This is a genomic window from Aquabacterium sp. OR-4 (assembly GCF_025290835.2).
Lineage (GTDB): Bacteria > Pseudomonadota > Gammaproteobacteria > Burkholderiales > Burkholderiaceae_C > Pseudaquabacterium.
The window spans coordinates 1,990,476-2,002,542 of sequence record NZ_JAOCQD020000002.1 but is presented as its reverse complement, the minus strand read 5'-3'; the positions used below and the strand labels follow the sequence as shown (position 1 = coordinate 2,002,542).

The following is a 12,067-nucleotide window of genomic DNA, read 5'->3' as shown; positions in this document are numbered from 1 at the left end:
AGCGAGGTGCCGGGCCACAAAGATCGATGCAAGGAACGCAAGACATGACGACGACGTTGGCCGTGATCGGCTTGGGTTATGTGGGGCTGCCGCTGGTGGTGGAGTTTGGCAAGCAGATGCGCACCATCGGCTTCGACATCCACGAAGGCAAGGTGGCGGCCTGCCAGAGCGGCACCGATCCCTCGCGCGAACTCACCGATGCGCAGATGGCCGAGGCCAAGCACGCCGTCTACACCAGCGATGGCGCCATGCTGGCCGAGGCCGACATCATCATCGTGGCCGTGCCCACGCCGGTGGACGAGGCCCACATCCCCGACTTCAAGCCGCTGATCGGCGCCAGCAACAGTGCCGGCAAGAACCTGAAGAAGGGCGCCATCGTCGTCTACGAGAGCACCGTGTACCCCGGCGCCACCGAAGAGGTGTGCATCCCGGTGCTCGAGAAGGCCTCGGGCCTGAAGTGGAAGCAGGATTTCTTCGTGGGCTACAGCCCCGAGCGCATCAACCCGGGCGACCGCGAGCACACGCTCACCAAGATCCTGAAGATCGTCTCGGGTGACACGCCCGCCACGCTGGACCAGGTGGCCAAGCTCTACGAGTGCATCGTCGTGCCCGGTGTGCACCGCGCCAGCAGCATCAAGGCCGCCGAGGCCGCCAAGGTGATCGAGAACACCCAGCGCGACCTGAACATCGCGCTGATGAACGAGCTGGCGATCATCTTCGACAAGATCGGCCTCGACACCACCGAGGTGCTGGAAGCCGCCGGCACCAAGTGGAACTTCCTGAAGTTCAAGCCGGGCCTGGTGGGCGGCCACTGCATCGGCGTCGACCCGTACTACCTGACCCACAAGGCCGACATGCTGGGCTACCACCCGCAGGTCATCCTGGCCGGCCGGCGCATCAACGACGGCATGGGCAAGTTCGTGGCCGAGCAGACGATCAAGAACATGATCGCCAGCGGCAGCTACATCAAGGGCGCGCGGGTCAACGTGCTGGGCCTGACCTTCAAGGAGAACTGCGGTGATCTGCGCAACAGCAAGGTCATCGACATCATCCGCGAGCTCGAGAGCTATGGCGTGGACGTGTTCGTGGCCGACCCGCAGGCCGAGGCCGAAGAAGCCATGCACGAGTACGGCGTGCGCCTGACGCCCTACGACGAGCTGCCGCGTGCCGATGCCATCGTGGCCGCGGTGTCGCACACCGAGTTCGCCAGCCTGTCGGCCGACGACATCGGCAAGAAGCTGGTCAAGGGCGGGGCCTTCATCGACGTCAAGGCGGCGTTCAAGCCCGAGATGATCACCGGCGCGGGCTTCCGCCTCTGGCGTCTGTGACACCCGGCGCCGGGGCTGTCGGCCGGTGAAGCAGGTGCAGTCCTCGCGGCCGCCCTTGGTGATGCACGTGGTCTACCGCTTCGACACCGGCGGCCTCGAGAACGGCGTCGTCAACCTGATCAACCACATGCCGGCCAGCGCCTACCGCCATGCGGTGGTGGCGCTCACCGAGGTGGCCGATGGTTTTGCGCGCCGCGTGCGGCGCAGCGATGTGCACTACGCGTCGCTGCACAAGCCGCCCGGCCATGGCGCCAGGCTGTACCCGCGCCTGGCCGCGCTGATGCGCGAGCTGCAGCCGGCGGTGGTGCACACCCGCAACCTGGCGGCGCTGGAATGCCAGGTGCCCGCGGCCTGGACCGGCGTGCCCGTGCGCGTGCATGGCGAGCACGGCCGCGACGTGGAAGACCTCGATGGCCGCAGCCGCAAGCACCAGTGGATGCGTCGGCTCTACCGCCCCTTCGTGCACCAGTACGTGGCCTTGTCGCAAGACCTGGCCGGCTACCTGCAGCACCGGGTGGGCGTGCCGGCGGCGCGCCTGAGCCAGATCTACAACGGCGTGGACACCCAGCGCTTCAGCCCGGCGCCGGATGGCCGCGCGCCGATTGCCGGCAGCCCGTTCAACGCGCCCGGCCTGTACCTGCTGGGCACCGTGGGCCGCATGCAGACCGTGAAGGCGCAGACCGACCTGGCCCGCGCCTTCATCCGTGCCTTGCAGCTTCAGCCGGCGCTGCGCGAGCGCCTGCGCCTGGTGATGGTGGGCAGCGGGCCGCTGCGCGACGAGGCGCTGGCCCTGCTGGCCGAGGCCGGCGTGGCCGATCTGGCCTGGCTGCCGGGCGAGCGTGCCGACGTGCCGGATGTCATGCGCGGCCTCGATTGCTTCGTGCTGCCGTCGCTGGCCGAGGGCATCTCGAATACCATCCTCGAGGCCATGGCCTGCGGCCTGCCGGTGGTGGCCACCGCGGTGGGCGGCAATGCCGAGCTGGTGCAGTCCGGCGTCACCGGCACCGTGGTGCCGGCCGCCGATGTGCAGGCCATGGCCGAGGCTTTGCTGGCGCTGGCCGACGACCCCGCCCGATCAGCCGGCTACGGCCGTGCCGGGCGGGCGCGGGTCGAGCGCGAGTTCAGCCTGCAGGCCATGGTGGGCGCCTACCAGGCGCTGTACGACCGCCTGCTGGCGCAGCGGCAACCCAACGCAAAGCGGAACTGACACACCATGTGCGGCATCACCGGACTCGTCGACACCCGTGGCACCCGGCCGGTAGACCGCGCCGTGCTGCAGCGCATGAACGACTCGCAGCACCACCGCGGCCCTGACGAAGGCAGCCTGCACATCGAGCCGGGCGTGGGCTTCGGCCACCGGCGGCTGTCGATCATCGACGTGGCCACCGGCCAGCAGCCGCTGTTCAACGAGGACGGCTCGGTGGTCATCGTCTTCAACGGCGAGGTCTACAACTACCAGTCGCTGATCCCCGAGCTGCAGGCGCTGGGCCATGTGTTCCACACCAAGAGCGACACCGAGGTCATCGTCCACGCCTGGGAGCAGTGGGGCGAGGACTGCGTGCTGCGCCTGCGCGGCATGTTCGCCTTTGTGCTGTGGGACCGCAACCGCCAGACGCTGTTCATGGCGCGCGACCGCATGGGCGTCAAGCCGCTGTACTACGCGCTGCTGGACGACGGCACGCTGCTGTTCGGCTCGGAGCTGAAATCGCTGATGGCCTACCGCGGCCCCAATGGCAGCGGCCTCCAGCGCGACATCGACCCGCGCGCGGTGGAGGAGTATTTCGCGCTCGGCTACGTGGCCGAGCCGCGCACCGTGTTCCGCCAGGCGCTCAAGCTGCCGCCGGCGCATTGCCTGAGCATCCGCCGCGGCCAGCCGGTGGGCCAGCCGCGCGCCTACTGGGACGTGCGCTTCACGCTCGACCGCCAGATCGGCGTGGACGAAGCCTGCGCCGAGCTGCGCCAGCGCCTGCAGGAATCGGTGCGCCTGCGCATGATTGCCGAGGTGCCGCTGGGGGCGTTCCTGTCGGGCGGCGTCGATTCGAGCGCCGTGGTGGCCACGATGGCCGGCCTGAGCGAAGGCCCGGTCAACACCTGCTCGATCGCCTTCGACGACCCCAAGTTCAACGAGAGCGAGTTTGCGGCCATGGTGGCCAATCGCTACGGCACCAACCACCGCGTGGAGACGGTGCTGTCCGACGACTTCGACCTGATCGACACGCTGGCGCGCCTGTACGACGAGCCCTATGCCGACAGCTCGGCCATCCCCACCTACCGCGTGTGCCAGCTGGCGCGCAAGCATGTCACGGTGGCGCTCTCGGGCGACGGCGGCGACGAGACCTTCGGTGGCTACCGCCGCTACCGCCTGCACCTGATGGAAGAGCGCATGCGCGCGGCCCTGCCGGCCGGGCTGCGCCAGCCGCTGTTCGGTTTTCTGGGCAAGGTGTATCCCAAGGCCGACTGGGCGCCGCGCATGTTCCGCGCCAAGACCACCTTCGAGGGCATGGCGCGCAATGCGGTGCAGGCCTACTTCCACTCGGTGTCCATCCTGCGCGGGCCGATGCGCGAGCAGTTGTTCAGCGCCGCGCTCAAGCGTGAGCTGGCCGGCTACCAGGCGCATTCGGTGTTCGACGAGCATGCCGCCCGTGCCGGCACCGACGACCCGCTGGCGCTGATCCAGTACCTCGACCTGAAAACCTACCTGGTGGGCGACATCAACACCAAGGTCGACCGCGCCAGCATGGCCCACAGCCTGGAGGTGCGCGAACCGCTGATGGACCACGAGCTGATTGAGTGGCTGGCCACCCTGCCCAGCGACCTGAAGATCCGCGGCCAGGAAGGCAAGTTCCTGCTCAAGAAGGCGATGGAGCCGGCCCTGCCCAACGATGTGCTCTACCGCCCGAAGATGGGCTTCTCGGTGCCGCTGGCGCGCTGGTTCCGCGGCCCGCTGCGCCAGCGCGTGCGCGACGCCGTGCTGGGCGAGCGCCTGGCCGAGACCGGCTGGTTCAACCCGCAGTACCTGAAGCACCTGGTCGAGGCCCACCAGGCCGGCACCAGCGACTACAGCGCGCCGCTGTGGACACTGCTGATGTTCGAGGCTTTTTTGCGCAACGTGGTCGATGACGGCGGCGCCGGCGCACCTGCGCCGCGCGTGCCCACCGGGGCGGGGGTGCCGGCATGAGCGCGCCGGGCCGCTCCCAGGCGCGAATCCCGGAGTGCGCAGCACGGAGGGCAGCCCAGTGACTCTTCGCGTGCTGCATGTGCTGGATCACTCGATTCCGCTGCACAGCGGCTACACCTTCCGCACCGCCGCGCTGCTGCGCGAACAGCGCCGCCTGGGCTGGAACACCTTCCACCTCACCAGCCCCAAGCACGCCGCCGCGGCTGGTGCCGATGCGCCGCAGGACGAGCAGACCGTGGACGGCCTGCACTTCTACCGCACGCCGCCCTCGCGCTCGGTGCTGGCGCGCTGGCCGGTGCTCGACCAATGGGCGCTGATGCAGGCCACCGAACAGCGCCTGCTGCAGGTGGCGCAGCAGCTGCGGCCGCAGCTGCTGCACGCACATTCGCCGGTGCTCAATGCGCTGCCGGCCATCAACGTGGGCCGGCGCCTGGGCATCCCGGTGGTCTACGAGGTGCGTGCCTTCTGGGAGGACGCCGCGGTGGACCACGGCAGCACCACCGAAGGCAGCCTGCGCTACCGGCTCACCCGCGCGCTCGAGACCCGCGCGCTGCAGCGTGCCGACCATGTGTTCACCATTTGCGAAGGCCTGCGCCGCGACATCGTGGCGCGCGGCATCGCTGCCGACAAGGTGACGGTGATCGCCAACGCGGTCGACATCGATGCCTTCGATGTCGGCGGCCAGCCCGATCTGGCGCTGAAGGCCGAGCTGGGCCTGGCCGATGCCACGGTGCTGGGCTTCATCGGCAGCTTCTACGCCTACGAAGGCCTCGATCTGCTGCTCGACGCCTTGCCGGCGCTGCTGCAGCGCCGCCCCGAGGTGCGCGTGCTGCTGGTGGGCGGTGGCCCGCAGGATGCCGCGCTGAAGGCCCAGGCCCAGCGCCTGGGCGTGGCCGACAAGGTGGTCTTCACCGGTCGTGTGCCGCACGCCCAGGTGCAGCGCTACTACGACCTGGTGGACGTGCTGGCCTACCCGCGCCACAGCATGCGCCTGACCGAACTGGTGACGCCGCTCAAGCCGCTGGAGGCCATGGCCCAGGGTCGGCTGCTGGTGGCCAGCGATGTGGGCGGGCACCAGGAGCTGATCCGCCACGGCGAGACCGGCCTGCTGTTCAAGGCTGGCAGCGCGAGCGCGCTGACCGATGCCATCGACCAGCTGCTGCAGCAGCGCGAGCGCTGGCCGCAGCTGCGCGCGGCGGGCCGTGCCTTCGTCGAGCAGGAGCGCAACTGGACGGCCTCGGCCCGCCATTACGCGCCAGTGTTCCAGCGCCTGGCGGGCGCGGCCCAGCCGCAACCAGCCTGAGCAGCGATGGCCACCAAGCCCCCGCACATCGTCGTGCTGAGCAGCCTGTTTCCGAGCGCGGTGCAGCCGGGCGCGGGCCTGTTCATCCGCGAGCGCCTGTTCCGGGTCGGGCAGCGCCTGCCGCTCAGCGTGGTGGCGCCAACGCCGTGGTTTCCGCTGCAGGGTCTGCTGCGGCGCTGGAAGCCGGGCTTTCGGCCCGGGGCGCCGGCGCACGAGCAGCAGTCGGGGCACGCGGTGTGGTTTCCGCGGTTTCTGTCGGTGCCCGGCGTGCTCAAGCAGCTGGATGGCCTGGCCATGGCACTGGCCGCCTGGCCGCGGCTGCGCGCGCTGCGCCGCGCCGGCCAGCTCGACCTGATCGACGCCCACTTTGCCTACCCTGACGGTTACGCGGCCACGCTGCTGGGCCGCTGGCTGGGCGTGCCGGTCACCATCACGATGCGCGGCAGCGAGTCGCGCCTGGCGCGCGACCCGGTGCTGGCACCGCGTCTGGCGCAGGCGCTGCACCGCGCCACACGGGTGTTTGCGGTGTCGGATTCGCTGCGCCAGGTGGCCATCGGCCTGGGGCTGCCGCCCGACAAGGTGCAGGTGGTGGGCAATGGCGTCGATCTGGCGCGCTTTCGCCCCGAGCCCCGCGCCGAGGCGCGGCGCGCACTGGGCCTGGCGGCCGATGCGCCGGTGTTGATCAGCGTGGGCGGCCTGGTCGAGCGCAAGGGCTTCCATCGCGTCATCGAGCTGCTGCCGGCGCTGCTGCAGCGCCACCCCGGCCTGCGCTACCTGGTGGTGGGCGGGCCCAGCCCCGAGGGCGACATGGGCGAGGCGCTGCGGGCCCAGGTGGCCCAGGCCGGGCTGGACGAGGTGGTGCGCTTTCTCGGCCCGCTGCCGCCCGATGCCTTGCGCGGCCCGCTGTCGGCCGCCGATGTGTTCGTGCTGTCCACCCGCAACGAGGGCTGGGCCAATGTGTTTCTCGAAGCCATGGCCTGCGGCCTGCCGGTGGTGACCACCGCGGTGGGCGGCAATGCCGAGGTGGTGTGCCGGCCCGAGCTGGGCACCGTGGTGCCCTTCGGCGATGCCGCGCAGCTGCAGGCGGCGGTGGACGGTGCATTGCGTCACGACTGGAACCGCGCCGCGATCCGTGCCTATGCCGAAGACAACACCTGGGACCGGCGCGTCGACACCCTGGTGGGCGTGTACCAGTCGCTGCACCGCCAGAGCGGCGGCGATTCCACCGCGCCCTTGTCGGCGCCCACGCACTGAACTCTCATGACCGGGCTGTACACCGCGATCACCTCGGGCCTTGTGTTCCCACTGCACGAGCGCCTGAAGCGCCACACCAGCGTGGCCGTGCGCCGCGGCCTGGAGCAAACCCAGTGGTGGCCGGCCGAGCGCCTGCAGACCCTGCAGGTGGAGCGCCTGCGCGCGCTGCTGATGGATGTGGGCCGCCAGGTTCCCTACTACCGCGATCTGTTTGCCGAGCGGGGCTTCGATCCGCAGGCGCTGCGCAGCCTGACCGACCTGCAGCAGCTGCCGCTGCTGACCAAGCCGCTGATCCGCGCCAACACGGATCGGCTGAAGCATGCCCAGGCCGCCGGCCTGGCGCGCTTCAACACCGGCGGCAGCTCGGGCGAGCCGCTGATCTTCTTCATCGGCCGCGAGCGTGTCAGCCACGATGTGGCGGCCAAGTGGCGTGCCACGCGCTGGTGGGGCGTGGACATCGGCGACCCCGAGATGGTGGTCTGGGGATCGCCCATCGAGCTGGGCGCGCAAGACCGCGTGCGTGCGCTGCGCGACCAGCTGCTGCGCACCGAGCTGCTGCCGGCCTTCGAGATGAGCGAGGCCAAGCTCGACGGCTTTGTCGCCGCCATCCGCCGGCGCCGGCCGCGCATGCTGTTCGGCTACCCGTCGGCGCTGAGCCACATCGCCCGCCACGCCCAGCAGCGCGGCCAGCGCATGGACGACCTGGGCATCCGCGTGGCCTTCGTCACCAGCGAGCGGCTGTACGACGACCAGCGCGCCACCATCTCCAGCGTGTTCGGCTGCAAGGTGGCCAATGGTTATGGCGGCCGCGACGCCGGCTTCATTGCGCATGAGTGCCCCGAAGGCGGCATGCACCTGACGGCCGAGGACATCATCGTCGAGATCGTCGACCGCGACGGTCGCGTCTTGCCGCCGGGTGAGGCGGGCGAGGTGGTGGTCACCCACCTGGCCACGCGCGACTTCCCCTTTGTGCGCTACGCCACCGGCGACGTGGCCGTGCTGGGCACCCAAGCCTGCGCCTGCGGCCGTGGCCTGCCCTGCCTGGAGCGCATCGAGGGCCGCACCACCGATTTCGTGATGGCCGCCGATGGCACCGTGATGCACGGCCTGGCGCTGGTGTATGTGTTGCGCGACCTGCCGGGCGTGCGCCAGTTCAAGATCATCCAGGAAAGCCTGCTGAGCACCCGCGTGCTGGCGGTGGTGGACGACAGCGTGCGGCCCGACTTCGAGGCCCATGTCATCGGCCGCTTCCAGCAGCGCCTGGGCGCCAGTGTGGTGGTGCAGGTCGAGCGCGTGCAGGCCATCGCGCCCGAGAAGTCGGGCAAGTTCCGCTATGTGATCAGCCAGGTGGCCGGCCGCCCGGTGCCCGAGACCGGCCGCCATGCGTGACCTGATCGTCGCGGCCATCGTCTTCGGCTCGCTGCCCTTCGTGCTGCGCCGGCCCTACTGGGGCGTGCTGCTGCTGGCCTGGCTGGGCTACATGAACCCGCACCGCCTGTGCTACGGCTTCATGCTGAGTTTTCCGGTGGTGATGATCGTGGCCCTGGCCACGATGATCAGCCTGCTGATGACCAAGGACCCGAAGAAGATCGTCTGGTCGCGCGAGACCATCATGCTGGCGCTGTTCATCGTCTGGATGGGCATCACCACGCTGATGGCCGAGTACCCCAAGCTCGCCGGCGCGCAGTACGAGAAGGTCATCAAGATCCACATCCTGACCTTCATCACCCTGATGGTGCTGAACACGCGCGAGCGCATCCACGGCTTTGTCTGGATCCTGGTGCTGTCGCTGGGCTTCTACGGCATCAAGGGCGGCATCTTCACCATCGCCAACGGTGGTGCCTACCGGGTCAATGGCCCGTCCACCACCTTCATTGCCGGCAACAACGAGCTGGCGCTGGCCCTGGTGATGACCATCCCGCTGATCCGCTACCTGCAGCTGCAGGAAACGCGCAAGTGGTTCAAGCTGGGGCTGCTGGTGGGCATGGTGCTCACACCCATCGCAGCCATCGGCAGCCAGTCGCGTGGGGCCCTGCTGGCGCTCTCGGTGGTGGGGCTGGCGTTCTGGCTGAAAAGCCGCAACAAGATGGCCATGGCGGTGCTGGTGTCGGTGCTGGTGGCGGTGATCGTGTCGCTGATGCCCGAGTCCTGGTACAAGCGCATGGACACGATCAACACCTACGACCAGGACGAATCCGCGCTCGGCCGCATCAATGCCTGGGGCTGTGCCTGGAACGTGGCCAAGGACCGCATCTTCGGCGGCGGCTTCGAGCTTTGGCAACCGGGCATGTTTGCCCAGTACGGCCCCGATCCGCTCAACGTGCGCGATGTGCACAGCATCTACTTCGAGGTGATGGGCGAGCAGGGCTTCATCGGCCTGGCGATGTTCCTGTCGCTGCTGGGCATGGCCTGGTTCAAGTGCCAGACGGTGATCCGGCTGTCGCGCAAGAACCCCGAGCTGTCCTGGGCGCGCGACCTGGCGGCGATGATCCAGGTGTCGATCATCGGCTACATGGTCGGTGGCGCGTTCCTGGGCATGGCCTACTTCGACTACCCGTACCACCTGATCGTGCTGGTGGTCATGACCCATCACCTGCTCACCAAGGCCCAGGGCCAGGTGCCGGGCCGGCCGGGGCTGCCCGAGCCACGGCATCAGCCGGCCAAGGCGGCCTTGTCGCCCGCGCACCCGTGAACGGGCGGGCCCGGGGCGGCGGTCTGGCCAGGGCGGCGGCGGATAATGTCACGCCACCCGCCAGCCGCCATGCGCGCACCGTCACGGGTGCCGACGAGAATCATCGACCGGCACTGAACCTGCCGCGAAGCCCGCTGGCCCGCACAGGCTGGCCCGGCGCCCACCCGCTAGGCGCTGCCGGCACCTGACCCGAGCATTCCATGACATCCCGCCGTACCGGCCTGCTGGCCCACCATGAACTGATCACCACGCTGGCCTGGAAGAGCGTGGTGGTGCGCTACAAGCAGGCCTACCTGGGCCTGGCCTGGACGGTGGCCAAACCCGCGATGATGATGGCCATCTTCACGGTGATGCGCAGCTTCATCGGCATTGACAGCGGCAGCGTGCCCTACCCGGTGTTGGCCTATTGCGCGCTGATGCCCTGGATGTTCTTCCAGGAGTCGGCCTCCGAGGGCGTCAACAGCGTGGTGGGCAATGCGCACCTGATCAAGAAGGTGTACTTCCCGCGCGAGATTTTTCCGCTCACCGCGGTGGTCACCAAGCTGGTCGAGCTGGGCATCAACCTGGGCATTCTGCTGCTGCTGATGGCCTGGTACGACATCCTGCCCGGCGTGCAGGCGCTGTGGGTGCCGCTGCTGGTGATCTACACGGTGCTGGTGGCCCTCACCATCGCGCTGGCCGGCGCGGCGATCAACGTGCACTTTCGCGATGTCGGGCAGATGCTGCCGCTGCTGATGTCGCTGGCCATGTACCTGTCGCCGGTGATCTACCCGCTGGCCCTGGTCAAGCAGCGCCTGCTCAGTCAGGGCATGGCGGGCGAGCATGGCAGCTGGCTGTACACGCTGTACACGGCCAATCCGCTGGCCGGCATCATCGATGCGTTCCAGCGCGTGCTGCTGGCCAATCAGCCGCCCGATCCCCAGGCCATGCTGCCGGGTCTGGTGGTGGTGGGGATTCTTCTGCCGCTGAGCTACCTGTTCTTCAAGCGCGCCGAGTCCCACTTCGCGGACGTGATCTGACATGAGCTCCCCCATCATCGAGGTCGAGCACCTCACCAAGGAATTCCGCCTGGGCCAGCTCAGCGGACTGGGCCAGAACCTGCGCGACGGCCTGGCGCGGCTGCGCGGCAAAGAGGTGGCGCCGCGCCAGCTGTTCAAGGCGCTCGACGATGTCAGCTTCTCCATCCAGCAGGGCGAGGTGGTGGGCATCATCGGCCACAACGGCGCCGGCAAGAGCACGCTGCTCAAGACCCTGGCCGGCATCAGCCAGGCCACGCGCGGCCGTGTGGCCGTGCATGGGCGCGTGGCGCCGCTGATCGAGGTGGGCGCCGGCCTGGTGTCCGAGATGACCGGGCGCGAGAACATCTTTCTCAACGGCGCCATCCTGGGCATGGGCCGGCGCGACATCCGGCGCAAGTTCGACGAGATCGTCGACTTTGCCGAGATGGACAAGTTCATCGACACGCCGGTCAAGCGCTACAGCTCGGGCATGCAGATCCGCCTGGCCTTTGCCATCGCCACCGCCGTGGAATCAGAGGTGCTGATCGTCGACGAGGTGCTGGCGGTGGGCGATCTGGCCTTCCAGCGCAAGTGTTATGACCGCATCGACAGCTTCGTGCGCTCGGGCGACCGCACGCTGCTGCTGGTGAGCCACAACCTGCGCCAGGTCGAGCGCCTGTGCAACCGGGTGCTGATGCTCAACCGCGGTCAGCTGGTGATGGACGGTGACCCCAAGCCGGTGTGCGATGCCTTCCTGAACCAGAACAACGCCAAGATCGTGGCCGACCGCAAGGCCGCCGCCGCCGGGCGTTTCGAGTCCTCGGGCGAGATCAAGGTGATCACCGTGAAGGTGGGCGGCACCCGGCAGGCCACGCTGGAAGGCACGGTGGTGTCGGGTGACGATGTCGTGGTGGAGGTCGAGTTCGAAGCCACCCGGCCGCTCGAGGAACTGATGTTCACGATGGCCATCCACACCACCGACCTGTTCTTCATCGCGGTCACCAGCAGCGAGACCCGCATGTCGGTGCCCGCGGTGGCGCCGGGCCGTGCCCGCCTGCGTTGCCGCCTGGCCGGCGTGGCGCTGACGCCGGGCGCCTATGCCATCCACTTCTCGGTGGAATCGGGCGCGGCCAACTCGCCCATCTTCCGCGCCGACAACGTGGCCACCTTCCAGGTCGAGATCGATTCGTCGCGCGTGGCGCCCGTGTCCGAGCGCCTCGGCACCGTCTGTGCCGACGCGCACTGGCAACTCGATGGCTCGGGGCAGGGCCATCCGGTGGCGGCCGCCGTGGGTCTGGCGGATGTGCGCTGACA

9 protein-coding genes are annotated in these 12,067 nt (G+C 69.0%); all 9 read left to right on the top strand.

The window, feature by feature from the left end; genetic code table 11:
- The first annotated feature begins 44 nt into the window (after positions 1-44).
- The 9 genes from N4G63_RS21010 (at position 45) to N4G63_RS20970 (ending at position 12,065) form a co-directional block, all read left to right on the top strand.
- Positions 45-1,328: a nucleotide sugar dehydrogenase gene (locus N4G63_RS21010; protein WP_260786941.1), complete on the top strand. Its 1,284-nt coding sequence runs from the start codon at positions 45-47 to the stop codon at positions 1,326-1,328.
- A gap of 34 nt (positions 1,329-1,362) precedes the next feature.
- On the top strand, positions 1,363-2,535 hold the full coding sequence (locus N4G63_RS21005; RefSeq protein WP_314600161.1) for a TIGR03088 family PEP-CTERM/XrtA system glycosyltransferase: 1,173 nt from the start codon (positions 1,363-1,365) through the stop codon (positions 2,533-2,535).
- A 6-nt stretch (positions 2,536-2,541) separates the two neighbouring features.
- Positions 2,542-4,506, top strand: coding sequence for an XrtA/PEP-CTERM system amidotransferase (locus N4G63_RS21000; RefSeq protein WP_314600160.1), 1,965 nt, complete (start codon positions 2,542-2,544; stop codon positions 4,504-4,506).
- A gap of 58 nt (positions 4,507-4,564) precedes the next feature.
- Positions 4,565-5,809 carry a TIGR04063 family PEP-CTERM/XrtA system glycosyltransferase gene (locus N4G63_RS20995; RefSeq protein ID WP_314600159.1) on the top strand — a complete coding sequence of 415 codons (1,245 nt, stop codon included), beginning with the start codon at positions 4,565-4,567 and terminating at the stop codon, positions 5,807-5,809.
- A gap of 6 nt (positions 5,810-5,815) precedes the next feature.
- A complete protein-coding gene (locus tag N4G63_RS20990; RefSeq protein ID WP_260786945.1) occupies positions 5,816-7,063 on the top strand; it encodes a glycosyltransferase in 1,248 nt (415 codons plus the stop codon).
- Between the two features lie 6 nt (positions 7,064-7,069).
- A complete protein-coding gene (locus N4G63_RS20985; RefSeq protein WP_260786946.1) occupies positions 7,070-8,452 on the top strand; it encodes a phenylacetate--CoA ligase family protein in 1,383 nt (460 codons plus the stop codon).
- Positions 8,445-9,755, top strand: coding sequence for a putative O-glycosylation ligase, exosortase A system-associated (locus N4G63_RS20980; protein WP_260786947.1), 1,311 nt, complete (start codon positions 8,445-8,447; stop codon positions 9,753-9,755). Before N4G63_RS20985 ends, N4G63_RS20980 begins: the two co-directional genes overlap by 8 nt.
- Before the next feature lie 200 nt (positions 9,756-9,955).
- Positions 9,956-10,774 carry an ABC transporter permease gene (locus tag N4G63_RS20975; protein ID WP_260786948.1) on the top strand — a complete coding sequence of 273 codons (819 nt, stop codon included), beginning with the start codon at positions 9,956-9,958 and terminating at the stop codon, positions 10,772-10,774.
- Position 10,775: 1 nt separating this feature from the next.
- Positions 10,776-12,065, top strand: coding sequence for an ABC transporter ATP-binding protein (locus tag N4G63_RS20970; protein ID WP_260786949.1), 1,290 nt, complete (start codon positions 10,776-10,778; stop codon positions 12,063-12,065).
- Positions 12,066-12,067: the final 2 nt, after the last annotated feature.